Source organism: Dokdonia sp. Asnod1-B02, from assembly GCF_045063955.1.
GTDB lineage: Bacteria > Bacteroidota > Bacteroidia > Flavobacteriales > Flavobacteriaceae > Dokdonia.
In genome coordinates this window covers 1,333,750-1,356,008 of the sequence record NZ_JBEFNW010000002.1, presented here as the reverse complement: position 1 = coordinate 1,356,008, position 22,259 = coordinate 1,333,750, and the positions used below count along the sequence as shown (strand labels likewise).

Here is a 22,259-nt window from a genome sequence, read left to right as displayed (position 1 = left end):
TTTCGCGAAAGCGTAAACGCATACCCATAATACTAAAAAACTGGTTGATCACTCATGTGACCAACTAATCGTAAATGGTGCAACGTATTGCATCTACACTATTTCCTGATGAATTACCTCTCTGTAGAAAACGTATCAAAATCTTTTGGCGAACACCATCTTTTTAAAGACATCGCGTTCGGTATTAATAAAGATCAAAAAATAGGCTTTGTTGCCAAAAATGGAACAGGTAAAACCTCTCTCCTCAACATTATCGCCGGACTAGAAGCTCCAGATAGTGGCCAAGTGGTGAGCAGGAAGGGAATTGTAATTTCGTTTCTACCTCAGGAACCAGATCTGGATCCTAATCTTACAGTAGAAGAAACCATATTTGCTCACGATAACCCTATACTTAAAACCATTGCAAATTACGAGAAGGCACTTCTCAATATGGAGGATGCAGATGCGTACCAAAAAGCATTTGATGCCATGGAAGCTGCACAAGCATGGGATTTTGAGACACAATACAAACAGATCCTTTTCAAGTTAAAACTTGACGACATGGATCGTAAAGTTGAGCTCCTTAGTGGTGGGCAAAAAAAGCGTCTTGCACTAGCTCAAATGATGCTTACCAAGCCAGATCTAGCCATACTTGATGAGCCTACTAACCACCTTGACCTTGAAATGATAGAGTGGCTAGAAGAATATTTCCGCTCAGAGAATATCACCTTATTCATGGTGACGCACGACCGTTACTTTCTAGAAAATGTATGTAATGAGATTGTAGAACTTGAGGGTGGCGTGCTTTACAGCTACAAAGGAAATTATGCCTATTACCTAGAGAATAAAGATGCTCGTGTAGCAGCATGGGAGACAGAGACTGGAAAAGCAAAGCAGCTTTATAAAAAAGAATTAGAGTGGATGCGTCGCCAGCCTAAGGCTCGTACCACAAAATCGAAGTCTCGCATAGACGACTTTGCAGAGATTAAATCTCGCGCCCATGAGCGTCGCAATGACCACACTGTACAACTAGAGATTAATATGGAGCGCATGGGAAGTAAGATTCTCGAGTTTCATAAAATCAGCAAATCTTTTGGAGATCTTAAATTACTTGATCAATTTGAGTATGTATTTAAAACTGGGGAGCGCGTAGGGATCATAGGTAAAAACGGAACTGGTAAAACTACCTTCCTTAATATGATTACTGGCGAGCTAGCTCCAGATTCTGGAAAAGTTATTGTAGGAGAGACTGTAAAATTTGGTTACTACACGCAGAAGGGAATTAACATCAAAGAGGGTCAAAAAGTAATTGATGTTATTAAGGAATACGGAGATCACATTCCTCTTAAAAAGGGAAGAACCATTTCTGCTGGGCAGTTACTAGAGCGTTTCTTATTTGACCGCAAGAAACAGTATGATTTTGTAGAGCGATTAAGTGGTGGAGAGCGCAAGCGTCTTTACTTATGTACTATTTTTATCCAGAATCCTAACTTCTTGATTCTCGATGAGCCTACAAATGATCTAGACGTTGTAACGCTCAACGTACTTGAGCAATTTTTACTTGATTTTCCTGGGTGTCTTGTCGTAGTTTCTCACGACCGTTACTTTATGGATAAGATTGTAGATCACCTTTTTGTTTTTAAAGGAGATGCCGTGGTAGAAGATTTCCCTGGTAATTACTCAGATTTTAGAGCTTACGAGGGTGGGATAAGTAACGCTTTCGCGAAAGCAGAAAAAGAACAATCTCAAATAGAGAATAAACAAAAATTTAATGCCTCCATAGGAGAAACCGCTACCGAAACTAAGTCTTGGAAAGAGGAACAGCATACAGGAACGATAAGCTTTAACGAGCAGAAAGAGCACGCAAAATTAGAGCGTGAGATCGCAAAACTAGAACGCGAGAAAGAAGACAAACAAAAACTCTTTTTAAATCCTGATCTTACTCAAGATCAAATCACCGAAGAAAGTCTGAAATTGCAAAAAATCATAGATGCAATTGCCTCAAAAGAGGAACGATGGTTTGAATTATCGTCTAAAATGGAAGGATAAGCAATTACAAACGACAATCTTTATTATAACCAAGACCATACAATAGCTCACATTTTATAAAGTGAACCAGTACAAACACTCCATACTAGCCTACTTAAAATGGCTTCCTAAGACCTTCCATCTTCATGGGATACACTCTCCGTTTATTTTTAAACTAGAGAAGGAAGTATTGAGAGGAAAGTCGGATCCTGCTATTTCACAAAAAATCAATACCTATAAAAAAGCATTACTAGATAATGAGACTAGTATAGAGGTGATGGACTATGGCGCAGGCTCTAGAGTATTTAAATCTGCTCAACGAGAAGTAAAAGATATTGCTAGGTACGCCGGTGCTACACATAAAAGAGTACTATTACTGCAACGCCTTATGGCATACTTTCAGCCTAAAGAAGTGTTAGAACTAGGCACTTCGCTTGGTGTTGCTACTGCAGCACTAGCGATTCAGAATACGGCGCATGTCACTACTATAGAAGGTTGCCCCAATACTGCTGCCATAGCAAGGAAGGAGCTAGATGCAGCAAATGTGACTAACGTAACGCTTTGTGTAGGAGATTTTAATGATGAGATTGTAAAACACAATCACAAAAAGTTTGAATTTATTTATTTTGATGGAAACCACTCCAAGCAAGCCACGCTAGATTATGTGTCATCACTCCTAAGCACAACAACAGACGATACTGTCTGGATGTTTGATGACATTCACTGGTCACCAGAAATGACAGAAGCTTGGAATACCATTAAAAAAATGACAGAGATATCTGCGACCATAGATGCTTTTCATTTTGGAATGGCATTCTTTAGACCACAGCAAGCTAAAGAAGATTTTTATATTAGATTATAATTATACACAACGAAATAATCTTGACCTGTTTTTACACGCACAGCGTTCAAACAGCTATCGTCTCTTTTCTTAAAACGTTACAGTTGTTACTTCCTAGATAAATTTTTACATAAATTGTGTAACATTTAGACGCTTACCTCTTCTAATAGCAAACCAAACATTCTATGGGCAACCTTATTAAAATCAGAAATATCATTCGTGACTTCCCATTAGGGACAGAGATTGTTCACGTACTCAAGGGTATAGACCTTGATATTGATAAGGGCGAGTATGTAGCTTTTATGGGACCTTCTGGTTCTGGTAAGTCTACGCTTATGAATCTTTTAGGCTGTCTTGATACACCTACCGCTGGATCATATGTTCTTAATGGACGTGACGTGAGCCAGATGACAGATGACGAGTTAGCCGAAGTACGTAACACCGAGATTGGCTTTGTATTTCAAACCTTTAATTTACTTCCTAGAACCACCGCTCTTGACAACGTAGCATTACCAATGGTATATGCTGGAATGTCAAAGTCTGCGCGTAATGCTCGTGCAGAGGAAGTACTTACAGACGTAGGTCTTGCAGATCGTATGGATCACAAACCTAACCAACTCTCTGGAGGTCAACGACAGCGTGTTGCAGTAGGTCGAGCCTTAGTAAATAAACCATCCATCATCCTTGCAGATGAGCCTACAGGAAACCTGGACTCAAAAACTGGAGTGGAAATTATGGCACTATTTGATGCTATACATGCCGCAGGTAATACCGTAATTCTTGTAACACACGAGGAAGATATTGCAGAGCATGCACATCGTGTGATTAGATTACGTGATGGAGTCATTGAGAGTGACACTAGAAATAAATAATTTGCTTATTTCGTGAGTGAATTATTAATCATATTTATTCTCAACATAGGGGCTTCTTTACGAATTTGATAGTATTTTGGTGAAAAATTGCAACTATGAGTTTAATGGATGACGAGCTTAAACAAGCACTCAGTAAAAATGAGTTATTAAGTCAAGAAAATGATTTTTTAAAAACGCAGCTTAAAGAGCAATCTTCATCAAATAAAAAAGTAGTTTTTACAACCACACTCAAAGGTATTCACCTCTGGGCTGGCGCTGACTTAAAAGAAAGTTTTGACCAAGTCTATCATGAGCTACCTAATGTATCAAAATCTTCATTTGCCCAACTCTCTGCCAGTCTTGTAAAACGTATCACTCGCATAGGTTTATTTACCTTACTATTTGCTGTAATACCTGTATTCTTAATCTTAATACAAACAGGTATTTTATTCCAGCAGAACAAAAAATTAGATATTCAGAATGATAGAATACAGCAACAGGTGTATCTAGAAGAGGCTAGCAGAAGGAATAATCTTGTTTTTTTAATGGATAATGTGCTCGATCAAGTGCATGATGAATTACAAATCTCAACATCCATATCTAAGCCTCTTATTGCTCGTACTCAAGCATTGCTCTATGGCTTTAGACCTTATCGCTTTCTAGAAGATGAAATTCTCACAAAACCGCTGAGTCCTGAAAAAGGACAATTTCTACTAGCTATTATTAATAGTGGGATGAACAAAAAGAGTATTCAAAATGTTTTTGCTGCGTCCTTTAGTAACGTGTATTTAAAAAGAGCAAATCTCTTTGGAGCGCAACTTTCCAATATTGATATGCCCGATGCAGATCTATCTTATGCAGATTTATGGAATGCAAATCTCACAGGAGCAAATCTCAAAAACAGTGATTTTACGGGATCACAATTAAACAACGCCATTCTTACAAATGCAGACCTTAAAGGAGCACAACTTAATGATGCTACACTTATTAAAGCAGTACTGGACGGTGCTTTCTTAGAAAAAACACAATTAGCTAACAGTGATATGAGAGGCGCCTCTCTTAAAAATGTTCACGTAGATAGTAAAGACTGGCTACAAGAATTAAAAGACGCAAATGTTTCAGGTGCAGATGAGCTTATTGCAACCTATCAAGTTCAAGGACCCGAAAGTGATGAGGACAATAAACAGTACTTTGTCGTATCTTTAAAACAAAAATAAGCGTGTGTAGTGTCTACATAAACACTACCACTCTGAAACTACATGAATATGGATTTCTTTAATAACCTCTCCCCTACCACACAGATAATTGTAAGCATTATTGGGGTTTCAGTTCTATTTCTTCTCGTATTTGCAAATAGCAAACGTAATACTACAAATCAACGAGGGAGGAGAACACGCAAATTTGGAGAAGGCCTCAGTAAGAAAATGAAGGAAAGAGAAAACAAATAACGCTTCTATTTTAGACTAGTAGATTTCGCAAGACCTTAATTATACAAATCAAAATTCAAGAACACTGATGAATCCTATTTATAAAGCAATGCTATTTGGAATACTTATGGCAATAGGTTATATCATCATGAACACCATAAAAAGGAAATCTCAATCTTAAACACCAGTATCATATACTGGCTCACAAAAAAAGATAATGAAAGTATATACAAAGACTGGAGATGCAGGAACGACCGCTTTATTTGGCGGAACCCGTGTCCCAAAACATCATATTAGAATAGATAGTTACGGTACTGTAGACGAGCTTAACTCATTTATAGGGCTAGTACGCGATCAAGAAATCGATGCACGTAGCAAAGAAATACTCACGCATATCCAGAATAAACTATTCACCGTAGGTGCTGTACTGGCAACAGATCCAGAAAAAATGGTACTTAAAAACGGGAAGGATAGACTTAATATCCCAAAAATCAATGAAGAGGATATTGAGCTACTAGAAAAGGAAATAGACTGGATGGAAACATCACTACCTCAAATGACACATTTTGTGCTACCTGGAGGGCATACCACCGTGTCATATTGTCACGTAGCACGCACCGTATGCAGACGCGCAGAACGTTTAGCAACAGCACTTTATGAACTAGAGCCTTTTGATGCACATACTCTTAAATATCTCAACCGTCTTTCTGACTACCTATTTGTGCTGGCACGGAAGTTGTCTAAAGACTTACAAGCAGATGAGGTTAAATGGATACCTACAAAGCTAGATTAAGAGTACAGATTACAGAAACATCAATATAAAGAGGAAGGAATATTTTCGCGAAAGCGAAATTCACCACTTTACAAGGTCTGAAAGCCACGTTCTTACATTTATTTTGAAATAATCACCAATTCACTTGCATTTCTGCCTAGAAAAATTATTTTTGCACAAATTAAAAACACAAATGCTATGTACTGGACACTTGAACTAGCTTCTTACCTAAGTGACGCGCCTTGGCCTGCTACTAAAGATGAGTTGATCGATTATGCGATTAGAACAGGAGCACCACTTGAGGTTGTAGAAAATTTACAAGCTATCGAGGATGAAGGTGACTCTTATGATTCTATCGAAGAGATCTGGCCAGACTATCCCTCAGACGAGGACTACCTCTGGAACGAAGACGAATATTAAAAAATATACCCGTTAAAACACTAAAAAGTCTCTCTATGAGGCTTTTTTTTTGATTAAATTTACGGGTTCAAGATTGACATAAAACAACACCATATTATGGGATTTTTAGATAATGTATTAAAGATTTTTGTAGGCGATAAGTCTAAACAGGATGTAGGAGCAATTACTCCTATTGTAGCCGAAATCAAAGCCCACGAAGCCGCTTTAGAAAAATTATCTCTAGATAGCTTACGCGAAAAAACGAACGAATTTAAAAGAACGCTAGCCGCTGCGCTTAAGGAAAATACAGACGCTGCCGAAGCTCTAAAAATTAAAGCCGAAGCTACCGAAGATATTGATGAGCGTGAAGACGTTTACACAGAAATTGACAAGCTTAAAGATGAAGCTTACGAAATATCTGAAAAGACACTTACCGAAATACTTCCAGAAGCATTTGCCGTTGTAAAAGAAACTGCAAAACGTTTTACAAATAACACTTCACTTGAAGTTACCGCATCAGAATATGACCGTCTTCTTAGTGCTACAAAAGATTATGTAACACTAGATGGGGATAAAGCAATATGGGCAAACAGCTGGGATGCCGCTGGTAAAGAAGTAACATGGGATATGATTCACTATGACGTACAGCTCATAGGTGGTATCGCAATGCACCAAGGAAAAATTGCAGAGATGCAAACGGGAGAAGGTAAAACACTTGTGGCTACCTTACCGGTATATCTTAATGCACTTACTGGGAACGGTATACACTTAGTAACTGTAAATGATTACCTAGCAAAACGTGATAGCGCATGGATGGCTCCTATATTCCAGTTCCACGGGATGACAATAGACTGTATCGATTATCACAGACCTAACAGTCCAGAACGTCGTGCCGCTTATGCTGCAGATATTACATATGGTACTAACAATGAATTTGGTTTTGATTACCTACGTGATAACATGTCACATAAACCGGAAGATCTTGTACAAAGACCTCCTAACTATGCTATTGTAGATGAGGTAGATTCTGTACTTGTAGATGATGCACGTACACCACTTATTATTTCTGGACCTGTTCCTAAAGGAGATGTGCATGAATTTAATGCGCTAAAGCCACAGATTGAGAAAATCGTAAACATACAGCGTCAAGAGCTTGTAAAAGTACTTCCAGAAGCAAAGAGATTAATTGCTGCAGGAGATACAAAAGAAGGAGGAATCCAATTACTACGTGTTTTTAGAGGATTACCTAAAAACAAAGCACTTATTAAGTATTTAAGTGAGGAAGGAATACGTCAGTTATTACAAAAGACGGAGAACTTCTATATGCAAGATAACAATCGTGAGATGCCTAAGATTGACGAGGCACTTTACTTCACGATTGATGAAAAGAACAACCAGATTGAACTTACTGATAAGGGTATTGAAACACTTTCTGGAAAAGAAAATCCTGATTTCTTTACCATGCCAGAAATTGGTCTTGAGATAGGGAAAATAGAAGCAAAAGGATTATCTCCAGAAGAAGAGGCTGCAGAGAAAGAAGAGCTCTTTAAAGATTTTGGAATTAAGTCTGAGCGTATTCACACTATGAACCAATTACTCAAAGCATACACTTTGTTTGAAAAAGACACGGAGTATGTAGTAATGGAAAATAAGGTGATGATTGTAGATGAGCAAACGGGTCGTATTATGGACGGGCGTCGCTACAGTGATGGACTACACCAAGCGATTGAAGCAAAGGAAAATGTAAAAATTGAAGATGCTACGCAAACATTTGCAACGGTTACACTTCAAAACTACTTCCGTATGTACCGCAAGCTATCTGGTATGACGGGTACAGCGGTAACAGAGGCTGGCGAACTTTGGGAAATCTATAAACTTGATGTTGTTGAGATTCCTACTAACCGCCCTATTGCTAGAAAGGATAAAGATGATTTAGTTTATAAAACTAAACGCGAGAAGTATAATGCAGTAATTGACGAAGTAACAGAGCTTTCTAAAGCTGGACGTCCAGTATTAATAGGTACGACTTCTGTAGAAATTTCAGAATTGTTAGGGAAAATGCTTACGCTACGTAAGATTCCTCACAATGTACTAAACGCAAAACTTCACAAAAGAGAAGCAGATATTGTTGCAGAGGCTGGTAATCCAGGCGTAGTAACAATTGCTACAAACATGGCTGGTCGTGGTACAGATATTAAATTATCTGACGAAGTGAAAAAAGCCGGTGGTCTTGCCATTATAGGTACAGAGCGTCATGACTCTCGACGTGTAGATAGACAATTACGTGGTCGTTCTGGACGTCAAGGAGATCCAGGAAGCTCGCAGTTTTACGTGTCTCTTGAAGATAACTTGATGCGTTTATTCGGGTCTGAGCGTATTGCTAAGATGATGGATAGAATGGGTCTTAAGGAAGGTGAAGTGATCCAACATGGAATGATTTCAAAATCTATTGAGCGTGCGCAGAAAAAAGTAGAAGAAAACAACTTTGGTGTACGTAAGAATCTTCTTGAGTATGATGATGTGATGAATATGCAACGTGAAGTGGTTTACAAGCGTCGTCGTCATGCACTTTACGGAGAGCGTTTACGAGTAGATCTCGCAAACATGATTTATGATACTTCTGAGGTAATTGTAGAGTCAAACAAGCAGGCTTCAGATTTTAAGAACTTTGAATTTGAGTTAATTCGTTATTTCTCAATGACGAGCCCAGTGAGCGAAACTGAATTTGCAAGCAAATCTGCAAAGGACCTTACAGATATCATTTACAAAGCTTCTTTTGAGCACTACAGAGAGAAGATGACTAAGAATGCAGACCTTGCATTCCCTATCATTAAACGAGTATATGAAGATCCTGCTGCAAAATTTGAGCGTATTGTGGTTCCTTTTTCTGATGGAACTAAAGAGCTACGTGTAGTAACAAATCTTAAAGAAGCTTACGAGACTGATGGTAAGCAACTAGTAACAGATTTTGAAAAGAATATTACTCTTGCCATTATAGATGACGCTTGGAAAGATCACCTTCGTAAGATGGATGAACTTAAGCAGAGTGTTCGTCTTGCTGTACACGAGCAAAAAGATCCTCTATTAATTTATAAGTTTGAAGCTTTTGAGCTTTTCAAAACGATGATTGATAAAGTAAACAAGGATGTAATTTCTTTCTTATTTAAAGGAGAAATTCCTCAAGGTAATCAGCAGCAAGTAAGTGATGCTTCTCAAGTGCGTGAAACTCGTGAGCAAACGCAGACGCAAAAGGAAGAAATTCCTAATCTTGATGAGCGTTCTACAGAAGCTAGAGCAGCTGGAAACACACAGCCACAGCAGCAGCAAGTAACAGAAACCATCGTAAGGTCTCAACCTAAAATAGGTCGTAACGATCGCGTTACTATAAAAAACGTAATGAACGGTGAGACTAAGGAGGTAAAGTTCAAACAAGCAGAACCACTTTTAGTTAAAGGACAGTGGGTAATTGTACAAAACTAATTTCCACTTTTGATTATATAATAACGGCGAACTTTTTAAGTTCGCCGTTTTAGTTTCTTACATTATGGAAAACACTATAAAAATACTCTGTTCAGATATAGACGGCACTTTATTAAATAAAGAACGCTGGCTAAGTGATGAGACTGTTTACGCTTTCGCGAAAGCGGGATTACCCCTTATTCTAGCATCCTCAAGACCACCGCAAGCTATGAGGTACTTACAAGAAGGTCTGGGCAACCTAGATGAGTCTCTTATAGCTTTTAATGGCGGGCTTATCATAGGCAAGGATAACGCGGTTATAGAAAGTAATACCTTCCCTACTTCGCTACTTGAAAACTTAGTAAGTCATCACGCTAAACATACCTACAACCTAAGTATTTATAGTCATGAACACTGGTTTACAGATAAGGAAGATGAGTGGAGCTTACGCGAAATAAACAACACACGAGCGACTCCAGTATATCAAACAGCCTTAGAAAGTCTTGATTTTTTAAACAAAGAGCATCTTGGAATCCACAAGCTCATGTGCATGGGAGATCCAGCGCAGCTTGATGAAATTATAGAAGTTCTAACGCCAGATTACGGAGATACCGTACACTTTTACCGTTCTAAGGATACGTATATAGAGATCACTCCAAAAAACATAGACAAAGCAACCGCTTTGAGAAAACTTCTAGTAACCGAATATGGCTATGAGATGAGCGAAGTAATGGCTTTTGGCGATAATCATAATGACGACGAACTCATAAAAAATGTAGGTCTAGGTGTTGCGGTAGCAAATGCTACAGACACCTTAAAGTCACTAGCAGATTACGTGAGTCCTTTTACAAATAAAGAGAACGCCGTTGCACAAGCTATTAATAAATTTTTAATAGCAGATTAGGGTCTGGGCAGTTTTTCTTGTAGAAATCTAAGGTGTTCTGACTACCTACGCCAGCATAATCCCCTTCCTTGCCTTCCATGTCTATTACAATTTGAAAGTGTAAGTGCGGCGCATAATCACCATTCACATCAGGATTTCCTAAGGTTGCTATGACCTCACCTGCTCCTACCTTTTGCCCTACTTCCTTACCCACAAGAGAAGCAAGACTCAGATGGCCATACAAAGTGTGAAAAGTGTGCTCCCCTATCTTATGTTTTAAGATTATGGTTGGCCCATAATCACCAAAATTCTCATTACGCTTAAAACTATGTATCTCGCCCTCTAGAGGGCTTAGTACTTCTGTACCTTCATCACACCACAAGTCTATTCCTAGGTGGATATTGCGTTTGTCTTTTGGGTCTGTAGCTTGAAAATAATCGGATCGATCATATAATGCACGCTGTTCTAAGTAGCCACCATAAGCAACTTTAGCATCATTCTTTGCGAGATACGATTGTAAAAACACATGATGCTCATACGGACGTGTGAGCATATCAATATCTAAATCCTTATTAGCTGTAGACAAATCTAATGGAAAGTAATCCTCCTTTTTAAAGATAGGATTTATGATGGGTGTGAATTTCTGTGTGAGCGAACTTAAAACATTGTTATTCATAGAGGGTCAATTACACTATAAAAGTACTTAATCTAAGGTGAACACAAAAAGCAGCCATAGCTGCAAAATATTTTATTATGTTACCTTTATTTACTGTAGTACTACGTCACTATACTTTGCATTGATAGTGATAGTATTTGCACTACTGCGTGATATATGAAAACCATTTACCATCTCTGTAGATCCGTTTTTCATAGACTTTGTTTCCAGTTGTTTTGGAATAAAGAAGTCGTTATGATCTCCGCTATAATTAAAGTTAAAAGCAGATTGTGGTAATCTTAACGTAAGATCACTATTCTCAAGAAAGATAGTAAGTGACCCAAAGTTATCGCTCACCTGCGGTATAGATAGCTTCCCAAAAGAGCCAGATATCATCCCAGCTCCATTAATACGATTTATATTTACATTACTAGAGTTTGAAGTTACCTCAATATTATTTGCAGTTGAGATATTACATTCTTTTACGTGATTCACATTAAGAGTTCCCTCGTTCCAGTTTGCAACAGCCACTGGGCTGTAAGAAACATCGAAGGAGGTTTGCCCTCCGTCGATGTTTGTTGCTACAAGGCTTCCATGTGAGATTGTAGCTTTTGCATTATAAGCATCTACCATTCTCACTTTACCATAACGTACATTTAAGTCCAGCTCAGCCTTTTTAGGCATCTTGATGATTATTATACGTTTTACATTTTTATTTGGCTTTTTAGACCCATTGCTTTCAGAGTCCCAATTAAGGCTAAAGTGGCTACTCTTGTTTCCCTTTTCGTCCTTAGTATGTTTTTCTTCCCACTCTCCTTCGTGGTCTTCTGCCCAGCGTTCCATTTTCTTTCCAAAGTTTTCACCCCACTTTTCCATGTCTTTCCCAAAAGATTCTCCCCACTTCTCCATAGACTTGCCAAAGTTCTCTCCAAAAGATTCTCCCCATGCTTCCATAGATTCACCAAAGTTTTCTCCCCAGTCTTCCATCTTTTTTCCAAAATCTTCTCCCCAAGCCTCTACATCATCCAGCCATTTATCAACCTCACGCACACTTACTCGTGTGTTGTACTTTCGGTTTAGTTTGTTTACATATGCTTGTTTATCCTTTTCATACTCATCACTATCAAAGGTCATATTACCTCCGCTTTTAAAAGGCCATCTAGGTATCCCAGAGCGATCTATAAGGCGTTCACTCCAATCCTCAGAGTTGCGCTCAAATTCCTTCTCCCACTTCTCCATTTTCTCTTCAAACTCTGGTCCATAGCTCTTATCCATTTGCTTCTCCCATCTATCTAGATAAGCCCTTCCTTCTTTCTTGTATGCTTCATGATCAAACTTCATCTTTCCCATTTCCTCATAAAACTCATCTGGTAATCGCTGTCCAGATATTCCTTCTAATAGAGGCCCCACAAGACCATTCATGACTGGCTCAACCAGGCTAAGCGATTGACCTATAATTTCTCCAAGGTCTAAATCAAGATCGAGATTGAGGTTACCTATATCATTTCTATCATACACCTTTGCATCGCTATAACCACCTTTACTGCTGATGCGCACATTATTACTATTACCCGACACATTTAAATCCCATGATCTTAAAGCATCGCTAGCGTCTTTACCTTCTACATAAGCCTCAACAGATACTTCATTTTTATTCCATGTTTCAAAAACCACATCTGCATAGCGTGTGTCTACTGTGATAGACACATCTTTATTCACTGAGAAGCGCTCGTTTAATTTTTCTTTTTTGCTTTGTGCAAATACACTTCCAGAAGCTACAAAAAGGAGTGCTAGGAAGGTCCAAAATATGTTTGACTGTTTCATTTTTATACGGTTTGAATGGCTGCTTCTTGTTGAGCAGCGTTTTTCATTTCTTTCAATTTTGACTTGAGCTTTATCATAAGCTCTACTCGTAATTTGAGATTCTCAATCATCGCACTTACCATTTCATCACTTACTCCACTTTCGGTAATCTCACGATTGAGGCTCTTATACTCTTCATCTAGATCAGACAGTTGCTTCATAAAAGCATCTATAAGTTCTTTGTTATCATCTGTAATTTCTAATCTGGCAATCTCAAGATTCACACTTGCGAGGTAATAATCCTCCACTCGTTTAAATTCAGGTGAGATGGCGCTTAGTAATACTTCTGGTTCTGCACTTTGTTTTTCACTTGTCTCTACCTCTACTAGTTGTTGATTTTCCGCTTTCGCGAAAGCGTTATTATACACCATAAATACAATTCCACCAGCTACAATAAGTACTGCTGCAATTTTCATCCATAAATAGATACCTCCTTTAGCCGAAGTTTTTTGCTCCTGAATAGGTAAGCGTTCTTCAAGTAAATTCTCAAAGCGACGTGTATGTCCCTCGCGCAGTGATAGCTTACTGTCGCTATCATTCTTCATGAGCTCTCTAATATCCTGTGCCATAATTAAGCGTCTTTAATTGTTCTTGAAGTTTTTTCTTCCCGCGGTGCACCAGCGTTCTTGATGCCACTTCTGTAATCTGTAATATTTCTGAAATTTCCTGATGATCATAACCCTCTATTAAGAATAGCATAAGAGGAAATTTATAGTTCTCAGGAAGTTCGCTGATAACGTTTTTTACATGTTTTATAGTAACGTCGTCTCCTACATCCCAACCGTCATCATCATCAACTTTGCCCATTACTTCTTCATTAAGAGGGATAATCACTGCTTTTTTTGCCTTGATCATATCGAGACTTTTATTAATCACGATACGCTTAAGCCAGGCTCCAAAGGTGACTTCTCCAGTAAACTGGTGCAACTTTGCAAAGGCGTTTATAAAACCCTCATGCATCGCTTCCTCTGCTTCAAATGAATTTTTTAAGAACCTAAAGGCGACGTGGTACATACCATCACAATACTTATTGTACAGCTGCAGCTGTGCCTTGCGATCATTAGTTTTACATTTTTCTATGATGTCAGTAACTAGCAAAATGGTTGGTTGGTTTTGATGGTTGTGATTGCTATTCTCTCTAAAGACGACGCTATTTTCTCAATGTTGCAAATGAGCTAAAAAAATACGACATTAACAGAAAATTAAGATACTCTATGATTTTTGAATAAACTATTCTTAAATATAGAGGTATTAACAGTAAGTTAGTAAACCTACGTTTAATACTGAATTATATTTGACATCAATAACTAGCCCTATGAAGCACCTTGACTTATCGTACGAAAAATTAAATGATCTACTAGATGAATGCTTCTGGGCAGAGCGACGCTACTTTAACGCCGCCGAAGATATCCAGATTACTGAATATAAGCGCTTTCTAAGTCATGAAAGTGTGAATAGAAATCGGTTTTGTCATAAAATAGTAGAGCGTATGTCACAAGAAGGCATAGAACCTAGTAGATTGGACATCGTAAAAGGAAATTCTAACCGTGATTGGATTGAAGTTAAAGCGGCTCTTGAAAATAGTAAGCCTAAATATCTTATAGGAGAATGTATGGTACAAGATGAAGTTGTACTTAACTTACTTAAAGATATTATAGATGATGGATGGCTTCCAGTGAATATTCTAGAAGTACTTGTGCCTATGGAATTCCAGATGAAGCAATCACACATTGACCTCTTGAAGCTTAAAAAGAAAATGAAAAAAAAGAAGCAAAAGGCTAAAGAGAAGATGCTAAAGAAGAAAAAATCAGGAGTTATAGACATACAAAGAATGAACGCCTCTAAATAACGCAAACCACCAAATGGTGGTTTTTTTTTGATGTAGATGTTTGTAGAAAGTAGTAATTTGGTATCACCATTGTGAGCGACAAAAACACACCCATAAACAAGAGTATTAATCCTGCATTTTACAAAAAAAGTAAGAAGCAAGGCACTATTGATGTATCACAACTAGCCCAGCGATTAATTACTGGTAATATTACCGCATTATCACAAGGAATTACATTAATAGAAAGTTCGGTTCAAGAGCATCAAGTAAAAGCGCAACAACTTATAGAATTGTGCTTACCTCATGCCAATAAGTCTGTTAGATTAGGAATCACAGGTGTTCCTGGTGTAGGTAAAAGTACGTTTATAGAAAGCTTAGGAAACTATCTTACAGATCAAGGAAAAAAAGTAGCCGTACTTGCGGTAGACCCTACGAGCTCTGTTTCACATGGCAGTATCTTAGGAGATAAAACAAGAATGTATGAATTATCTCAAAACCCAAATGCTTTTATACGTCCTAGTGCTTCTGGAGATTCTCTAGGTGGCGTAGCTCGTAAAACGCGAGAGGCAATCATATTATGCGAGGCTGCAGGCTTTGATACTATTATTATTGAAACTGTAGGTGTAGGACAGAGTGAGACGGTAGTACACTCTATGGTTGATTTCTTTCTATTACTAAAGCTAGCGGGAGCAGGAGACGAATTACAAGGAATCAAACGCGGGATTATAGAAATGGCAGACACCATTGTAATTAATAAAGCAGATGGTGGTAATGAAAAGGCAGCACGGCTGGCTAGATCTGCTTTTGCAAAGGCATTGCACCTTTTCCCACCTAAGCCTAGCAATTGGACTCCTCAAGTCATTACTTGTAGTGCCTTAGAACATTCTGGAATTTCAGATTCTTGGGACTTAGTTTCAGATTACTGTAATCATACAAAGGCCTCTGGATATTTTGCTAAGAAAAGAGCAGAGCAGAACAAATTCTGGCTATTACAAACTATAGAGAATAATCTTAAGGATACCTTTTATAATAACAATGACGTGAAGTCAACGCTTCCCGAAATTCTTGAAAAAGTTGCTCGCGGTGAGGTATCACCTTTTAAAGCTGCAAAATCACTAATCGCAACCGCCGATTCTTAAGCCCACTTTACTACGGCCCACTGCTGTAGTCTATATATTGCAAAGCCAACTATTGCTCCTATTACCCAACCTGTAAGCACATCACCTGGATAATGAACTCCTACATAAATACGGCTATAACCCACCATCGCAGACCAAAATAGCAGTATAAAGATTAAATTTTTATGTGTAGATCTTAAGGCAAGACCTGCAAATACAGCAACCGCCATACTATTACCCGCATGGGCAGAATAATATCCATAACGCCCACAACGCTCTGCTACATATCTTATAATTCCTTTAAAGTCTTCTACTCTACAAGGACGTGGTCTTTCAAAACCATGCTTAAAAGCATTTGCTAGTTGGTCTACACACGTAATGAGTAACGCGACTGCTACCACTGTTATCAAGGTTCCTTTTACACCAAACTTTTTATAAATAAAGAAGAGTAGCAAGGCATATAAAGGAATCGAGCTAAGCTTATTTGTAACAATAAGCCAGAATTGATCCCACGTAGGTGATCCTAAACCGTTGAGGAAAAGGAAAAAATCTTGATCGTATTGGATTAGTTGGTCCACCGTTTATTGCTCTTTGTCAAACTTTTCCATCTCTGCATCATACCACTCGGTAGCATCTTTGATGGCATTTTCTGTTTCTGAGGCTAGCTCATCTTCGTCTTGACGATCAAACTCTTCAAACCATTCTATCTCGTCTATCGTAAGGTCAATTATAAACCTTGGGAACTCAGTATGTATCACAAAAATATGATCTGAAAAATCTGAATTATCGCCTAAAAGGAACTTAGGTACTTTCATAAGTATCGTATTATTACTGTTGGACTATTAATTTCTTGCTAAGGTAATTAAATCTAAAGTACAACATCACCGCAGAAGCCGTAAGCCCTGCTAGCAAGCCTACCCAGACGCCTTGCACACCCATTTGCTCATCTTTACCCATATACCACATGATAGGGAATCCTATGATCCAGTAGGCTATAAAACAGATTACTGTGGGAATATTTACATCTTGCAATCCGCGCAATGCTCCAAGTATGGTTACCTGCACTCCATCACTTAGTTGGAATAACGCTGCCACAATTAATAACTGAGCCGCTAGAAAAATCACTTCTGGATTATCTATATAAAATGGAGGAAGCCAGTCTTTAAGCAATATAAATCCTACTGCAAATACAGCTTCGATTAAGAAACAAAGTATAAAAATAGAAAAAGCAATACGTCGTAGGTTAGGAAAATCGGCTTTACCTTTTTGATTTCCTACGCGTATGGTTGCCGTAACTCCAAGTCCTACAGCAATCATAAATGTCATAGAAGCTAGGTTAAGCGCAATTTGATTTGCCGCTTGTGCATTTGTTCCTAGTATTCCAGATAAAAATATAGCAGCTGTAAAAACGCCTACTTCAAAAAGCATCTGTAATGCTGTTGGAAATCCTAATTTAAATAAGGTTTTAAACTCAGCAAGCTGGATGTGCTCCTTACTTCCCCAGTGAAAATAGGGTTTGAATTTACGCTTTCGCGAAAGCATAAAAATCAGCAGCGCCACCATAAAGAAACGAGAAATTAGTGTTCCCCAGGCTGCACCTTCTACTTCTAATCTTGGGAAAACCCAGATTCCGTAAATCAATACATAGTTAAAAACAACGTTGACCACGTTTGCTACAATGGTCGCATACATTGCATATTTGGTTTGTGACAGGCCATCTGCAAACTGCTTGAAACCCTGAAATATCATAAGCGGAATCATAGATAGTGCTACAATCTCAAGATATGGAATTGCCAGTTCTACCACCTCTGGCGGCTGATCAAGCATGTACAACAAAGGCTTTGCGATCAATAGCGTGATAAATAGTAGCACGCCATTTATGGTACACATAATGACACCATGATGAAAGTGCAAGCGACCTTTTTCTATATCACCTTTACCATCTGCCTCTGCTACAAGCGGAGTGATGGCAAACGAAAATCCGATACCTATAGAAAGCGCTATAAACACCAAGCTATTGCCTAGACTTACTGCTGCAAGTTGAGCTGCACCCAGCTGTCCCACCATCAAATTATCTGCCAGTGCTACAAGAATATGACCCAGCTGCCCTAACATAATAGGATATGCTATTTTAAGATTGATGCCAAATTCCTTTGTGTAGTCTGAGAATCTCATTAATTAGATTTGATACGCTTTCGCGAAAGCGCAAAAATACTTCATCCCGTAGAAAGAGCGTCTAGATTTCAACCAATTTACTATCTTCAAGCTTGTAATTAATACTGTAACTAGTTATGATCACAAATCCCATCGAAATAGACCTGAAACTAAGAGCGATAATCAAAAGCCACGAGCAGCACTTACAGCTCAGAAAAGACGATAGCGCAGGCTTAGAAGTGGCAGGTACCATACCTACCATGCAAGGAAAACAGAAAGTAGATGGTTTTTATTTTGCCAGTGTGATCCCAAAGCCCAAGGACTGCAGGTTGTACTTCTTCCCTATTTATACAGATGTAGCTGCATTTACAGAAATCAATCCTGCCTTGAGAAAATGTTTGAAAGGCAAAAGCTGTTTTCATATCAAAAAAATGGACGCCTCACTCGAGGCATCCATTAGTGCTATGATAGACAAAGGCATTGCCATTTATCAAGAAAAAGGGCTGCTGACTTCTAGCTAAAAGTTAGAATAAAACGTATTGCAGCTTAAATTCTAATAATGGATAAACAGTGGCATCCTCATCTGTAAATAAATATCCTAGTCCGAATTCGCATTCGTAATTTAAATTTCTTGTGATGTTTCTGCGTAGACCATATTTTGCTCCTACAAGATAAGTTGTCAGATATCTTACATTACGTTCTTCTGTTGCAACGGTGAAATCAGGAATAACTTGAAACTCTGCAGCCCAAAAGTTACCCGCGTTCTGTGTGAGCTTTTTTCCTTTTTCAAAGCGACGTTCTCTGTTATAATAATAACGTCCACCTACAGATAGATTACCCGCAAAGGTTAAGTCAACATCTTGATTACTTCCACCACTAACTCCTACAAGTTGATATGAGGCATTGAAATGGGTGGTAAACTTATTACCAAGAACACGCTCATAAGTTAATCCTGCACCTACGATATTGAGATTTGCGCTAAATAAATTTTCTAGTGGTGCAACTGTATCTTCTTGAGAATATACCGTGAGCGAACAGAACAAGATGGTGATTGAGAGGTACGTGAGTTTTAAATTTCTTTTCATTTTAAGATTGATTAATTGATTGAATGAATCCTTAAAAGTATTTAAAACATTGGAATTAAATCAATTATCTACAAGTATATTTTCAAAGACAAGCCTATCCCATTAATGGTCAAGTTTTGTCTAGACTCGACATCAACAATTTCTTTAAATTTTAAGGCTTGATAAGAGTATATAAATTCTGTTTGTGCGGTAAGAAGTTTAAAAAGATAAAATTTAAAACCCAATCCAAGTCTTCCTAAAAATCCTCCTTCTCTTAAGTTGTTTCCAAAGTGGCTACCAAGTTTCATACTTGCTGCCCAACCGCTTTTCTGGGGTTCTGTTCCAAAATTCGCAGCTATTGCCCAGCCATTATAATCAAGATCTCTTGACAATACTTTTTCTTTACTCACAAAAGCTCCAAGTGAGAGGTATTCACTCACGTTAAACCCGACATTAACTCCTAAAGCCTGTACAAAATCACTATCTCTCGGTTCAAAATCTGATGCTTCTATATCGTCTTTGTTCTCTATGTTATCGTCATAGAGATACATTACCTCTGGAGCGATATGTAAAAGCGGCATCCTTTCCGTTTTCTGAGCGATACAATTAATTGTCACTAAAAGGAAAAGTATTCTTAGCATAATCCAGCCCATGAATAAAAGAGCATTATTTCCCTGGAGGCTGTATATAATTATCCATCAAATACAGTAGGCCAGTCATTGTGGCAGCGCCTAGTTCAAGTTCTCTTTTATTTACTGCATCAAAGGTATCATTTGCCGCATGGTGATGGTCAAAATAGCGTTGTGAGTCTGGACGTAGTCCTGCGAGTACAATACCATCATTAGTTGCTTTAAGCGGACCAATATCTGCACCGCTCCCTCCTCTTGTGAAGTCGTGAATTAAGTAAGGCTCAAATAATGATTTCCAAGTAAGCACTTTATTGAAGTTACGATCATCACTATCAAAAGAAAAACCTCTTGGTGTAAATCCGCCAGAGTCACTTTCTAAAGCAAAGACATGGTTTTCACCTTTTGCCTTTGCTTCTTGTGCATACTTATTACCTCCTCGAAGGCCATTTTCTTCATTCATGAATAATACTACACGAATACTATGCTTAGGCTTATAACCTATTGCTTTCATTAATCGTAGCGCTTCCATACTTTGTACTACTCCCGCACCATCGTCATGCGAGCCGTCTCCTAGATCCCAAGAATCTAAATGACCACCTACGACCATATATTTATTTGGATATTCACTTCCTGTAATTTCAGCTATCACATTATGCGACTCTACATCTGCGAGGTTCTTACAAGACATTTTATAGAAAAACTTAGTATCAGGATTGAGCTTCAAGGATGTACTTAAAAGCGCTGCTCCTTTGGTACTTATTGCAGCTGCAGGAATACGTTTTGAATTAGGCAAATCACCATAAGACATCGATCCTGTATGCGGGTAATCATCAAGACTGTGTGTCACAGATCTTACAATCACACCTACCGCTCCTAGCTTTGCTGCTTCCATCGCTCCAGCATAACGCTGGTCTACACAACCGCCATATGCTTGAAATGTCAAGATAAGCTCGTCGTCCATAGGTCTGTTAAAGAAAACGATCTTTCCTTTTACTTCGTTTGCATCAAGCGCTTTCAATTCTTCTATTCCCATCACCTCAACTACATTTGCTTTGAGTCCAGTAGTTTTTGTAGCAACAGATCCTCCAAGTGCACAAATAGGGACAGACGTAATGCTTGCATTATCCCCTTCTATAAATGCTCTTTCAGCTTCACCACGTATCCATTTTGGCACCATCACTGGTTGTAACCACACCTTATCAAGACCCACTTTTTCTAGTTCGCTTTTTGTCCAGGTCACGGCTCTTTCGGCTCCTAGGCTTCCGCTTAGTCTCGATCCTATCTGATTAGAAAGGTGATCTAGCCACTCATAGCTTTGCCCTTCTGTAAGCGCTGCCGAGTATATTTTTCTCAAAGTAATTGAATCATTTTGCGCTTTCGCGAAAGCGGAAACAACTACTAGTGCAGTCGCAAGTATATAACGTAATTTTTTATTCATTGCTCAACTGTTCTTTATAATCGGCAAGATTTGCCTTTGTTTTATCGTCTAATTCTGGCTCTTGAATATCATCATATTGTGATAATGTCTCAAGTATTATAGTAGCTACCGCAAGTCTAGCTGCCGGCTTATTATCTGCTGGAATCACATACCATGGAGCCTTCTCTGTCGATGTACGATTTATGGCGTCCTCATAATATTCTTGATAAGTATCCCAAAGCTTGCGCTCCTTTAAATCTCCAGCCGAAAATTTCCAGTTCTTCTCTTTCTTATTGAGTCTGCGTAATAATCTATCTTTCTGCTCATCTTTAGATAAATGCATAAAAAATTTATAGATGATGGTTCCGTTCTCTGAAAGATGCTTTTCGAAGTTTTTGATTTGCTCAAATCGCTTATCCCAGAATGCTTCATTTACATCATCTACACTGTGAACGTTAGGCAATTTTTCTCCTAAAATATATTCTGGGTGCACTCGAGTGACAAGCACATTCTCATAATGTGTGCGGTTATGCACGCCAAATTTACCGCGCTCTGGCAGTGCCAAGTAATGACGCCATAAGTAGTCATGACTTAACTCTAGCTCTGTAGGCACTTTAAAGCTTTGAACCTCAACGCCACGTGCATTAAAATCCTTAAAGACTTCACGTATGAGGCTATCCTTACCAGAAGTATCCATCCCTTGAAGACAAACAAGCACGCTATATTTATCATGCGCGTACATAGTGTCTTGAAGTTTGCCTAGTTTCTTACGTATTTTCTTGAGCTTACTTTCTAGCTCTTTCTCTTCTACGTCTGAAAACAAGGTGGTCTCTCTATCTGAAAGTGTCACACCGTTAGTGATTTTATAGTCTTCTGGTTTAATGTCACTCAT

The 22,259-nt window shown here is 38.4% G+C and carries 22 protein-coding genes; 11 read left to right on the top strand and 11 right to left on the bottom strand.

Annotated elements, in window-relative coordinates:
* Positions 1-108 precede the first annotated feature (108 nt).
* The 8 genes from ACJJVU_RS06230 (at position 109) to ACJJVU_RS06195 (ending at position 10,660) form a co-directional block, all read left to right on the top strand.
* Positions 109-2,028: an ABC-F family ATP-binding cassette domain-containing protein gene (locus ACJJVU_RS06230; RefSeq protein ID WP_405223428.1), complete on the top strand. Its 1,920-nt coding sequence runs from the start codon at positions 109-111 to the stop codon at positions 2,026-2,028.
* A gap of 61 nt (positions 2,029-2,089) precedes the next feature.
* Positions 2,090-2,869: an O-methyltransferase gene (locus ACJJVU_RS06225; RefSeq protein ID WP_405223426.1), complete on the top strand. Its 780-nt coding sequence runs from the start codon at positions 2,090-2,092 to the stop codon at positions 2,867-2,869.
* A 164-nt stretch (positions 2,870-3,033) separates the two neighbouring features.
* Positions 3,034-3,720: an ABC transporter ATP-binding protein gene (locus ACJJVU_RS06220; RefSeq protein WP_108876699.1), complete on the top strand. Its 687-nt coding sequence runs from the start codon at positions 3,034-3,036 to the stop codon at positions 3,718-3,720.
* A 95-nt stretch (positions 3,721-3,815) separates the two neighbouring features.
* On the top strand, positions 3,816-4,916 hold the full coding sequence (locus ACJJVU_RS06215; RefSeq protein ID WP_405223422.1) for a pentapeptide repeat-containing protein: 1,101 nt from the start codon (positions 3,816-3,818) through the stop codon (positions 4,914-4,916).
* Positions 4,917-5,343: 427 nt separating this feature from the next.
* Complete coding sequence (locus ACJJVU_RS06210; protein ID WP_298328251.1) at positions 5,344-5,919, top strand: cob(I)yrinic acid a,c-diamide adenosyltransferase; 576 nt, start codon at positions 5,344-5,346, stop codon at positions 5,917-5,919.
* A 177-nt stretch (positions 5,920-6,096) separates the two neighbouring features.
* The gene (locus tag ACJJVU_RS06205) at positions 6,097-6,318 is read left to right on the top strand and encodes a DUF2795 domain-containing protein (RefSeq protein ID WP_013751528.1); all 222 of its coding nucleotides are present in this window, start codon (positions 6,097-6,099) and stop codon (positions 6,316-6,318) included.
* 96 nt (positions 6,319-6,414) lie between these two features.
* The gene (secA, locus tag ACJJVU_RS06200; protein ID WP_405223418.1) at positions 6,415-9,777 is read left to right on the top strand and encodes a preprotein translocase subunit SecA; all 3,363 of its coding nucleotides are present in this window, start codon (positions 6,415-6,417) and stop codon (positions 9,775-9,777) included.
* A gap of 64 nt (positions 9,778-9,841) precedes the next feature.
* Positions 9,842-10,660: a Cof-type HAD-IIB family hydrolase gene (locus ACJJVU_RS06195; RefSeq protein ID WP_405223415.1), complete on the top strand. Its 819-nt coding sequence runs from the start codon at positions 9,842-9,844 to the stop codon at positions 10,658-10,660.
* Here ACJJVU_RS06195 and ACJJVU_RS06190 read toward each other — a convergent pair.
* From ACJJVU_RS06190 to ACJJVU_RS06175, 4 genes are all read right to left on the bottom strand, one after another.
* On the bottom strand, positions 10,635-11,315 hold the full coding sequence (locus tag ACJJVU_RS06190; RefSeq protein WP_405223412.1) for a peptidoglycan DD-metalloendopeptidase family protein: 681 nt from the start codon (positions 11,313-11,315) through the stop codon (positions 10,635-10,637). The two genes, ACJJVU_RS06195 and ACJJVU_RS06190, sit on opposite strands and share 26 nt — an antisense overlap.
* 90 nt (positions 11,316-11,405) lie before the next feature.
* On the bottom strand, positions 11,406-13,118 hold the full coding sequence (locus tag ACJJVU_RS06185; RefSeq protein WP_405223409.1) for a hypothetical protein: 1,713 nt from the start codon (positions 13,116-13,118) through the stop codon (positions 11,406-11,408).
* 2 nt (positions 13,119-13,120) lie between these two features.
* Positions 13,121-13,726, bottom strand: a complete 606-nt coding sequence (locus ACJJVU_RS06180; RefSeq protein ID WP_405223406.1) for a hypothetical protein — start codon at positions 13,724-13,726, stop codon at positions 13,121-13,123.
* Positions 13,710-14,255 (bottom strand): RNA polymerase sigma factor, encoded by a 546-nt coding sequence (locus ACJJVU_RS06175; RefSeq protein ID WP_405223403.1) that lies wholly within the window; start codon positions 14,253-14,255, stop codon positions 13,710-13,712. The genes ACJJVU_RS06180 and ACJJVU_RS06175 overlap by 17 nt, the downstream gene beginning before the upstream one ends.
* 217 nt (positions 14,256-14,472) lie before the next feature.
* On the opposite strand from ACJJVU_RS06175, the gene ACJJVU_RS06170 reads away from it, so the two are divergent.
* A complete protein-coding gene (locus ACJJVU_RS06170) occupies positions 14,473-15,006 on the top strand; it encodes a DUF2383 domain-containing protein (protein WP_405223400.1) in 534 nt (177 codons plus the stop codon).
* A 71-nt stretch (positions 15,007-15,077) separates the two neighbouring features.
* On the top strand, positions 15,078-16,124 hold the full coding sequence (gene meaB / locus ACJJVU_RS06165; protein WP_405223397.1) for a methylmalonyl Co-A mutase-associated GTPase MeaB: 1,047 nt from the start codon (positions 15,078-15,080) through the stop codon (positions 16,122-16,124).
* Here meaB and ACJJVU_RS06160 read toward each other — a convergent pair.
* The 3 genes from ACJJVU_RS06160 to ACJJVU_RS06150 are packed head-to-tail and all read right to left on the bottom strand — an operon-like array spanning position 16,121 to position 18,278.
* Entirely contained in the window at positions 16,121-16,681 is a 561-nt protein-coding gene (locus tag ACJJVU_RS06160; protein ID WP_405223394.1) for a phosphatase PAP2 family protein, read from the bottom strand. The two genes, meaB and ACJJVU_RS06160, sit on opposite strands and share 4 nt — an antisense overlap.
* Before the next feature lie 3 nt (positions 16,682-16,684).
* Positions 16,685-16,918, bottom strand: a complete 234-nt coding sequence (locus ACJJVU_RS06155; RefSeq protein WP_013751518.1) for a hypothetical protein — start codon at positions 16,916-16,918, stop codon at positions 16,685-16,687.
* A gap of 13 nt (positions 16,919-16,931) precedes the next feature.
* Positions 16,932-18,278, bottom strand: coding sequence for an MATE family efflux transporter (locus tag ACJJVU_RS06150; protein ID WP_405223391.1), 1,347 nt, complete (start codon positions 18,276-18,278; stop codon positions 16,932-16,934).
* 116 nt (positions 18,279-18,394) lie between these two features.
* Between ACJJVU_RS06150 and ACJJVU_RS06145 the strand changes: the two genes are divergently transcribed.
* Positions 18,395-18,778: a hypothetical protein gene (locus tag ACJJVU_RS06145; RefSeq protein ID WP_405223388.1), complete on the top strand. Its 384-nt coding sequence runs from the start codon at positions 18,395-18,397 to the stop codon at positions 18,776-18,778.
* Positions 18,779-18,781: 3 nt separating this feature from the next.
* On the opposite strand, the gene ACJJVU_RS06140 is transcribed toward ACJJVU_RS06145, so the two are convergent.
* The 4 genes from ACJJVU_RS06140 to ACJJVU_RS06125 all read right to left on the bottom strand — a co-directional run bounded on the left by ACJJVU_RS06140 (position 18,782) and on the right by ACJJVU_RS06125 (position 22,259).
* Positions 18,782-19,342 (bottom strand): hypothetical protein, encoded by a 561-nt coding sequence (locus ACJJVU_RS06140; RefSeq protein ID WP_405223385.1) that lies wholly within the window; start codon positions 19,340-19,342, stop codon positions 18,782-18,784.
* Between the two features lie 68 nt (positions 19,343-19,410).
* Positions 19,411-19,902, bottom strand: coding sequence for a hypothetical protein (locus ACJJVU_RS06135; RefSeq protein ID WP_405223382.1), 492 nt, complete (start codon positions 19,900-19,902; stop codon positions 19,411-19,413).
* 85 nt (positions 19,903-19,987) lie between these two features.
* Positions 19,988-21,388 carry a M20/M25/M40 family metallo-hydrolase gene (locus ACJJVU_RS06130; protein ID WP_405223379.1) on the bottom strand — a complete coding sequence of 467 codons (1,401 nt, stop codon included), beginning with the start codon at positions 21,386-21,388 and terminating at the stop codon, positions 19,988-19,990.
* Positions 21,381-22,259 (bottom strand): PPK2 family polyphosphate kinase, encoded by an 879-nt coding sequence (locus ACJJVU_RS06125; protein ID WP_405223376.1) that lies wholly within the window; start codon positions 22,257-22,259, stop codon positions 21,381-21,383. Before ACJJVU_RS06125 ends, ACJJVU_RS06130 begins: the two co-directional genes overlap by 8 nt.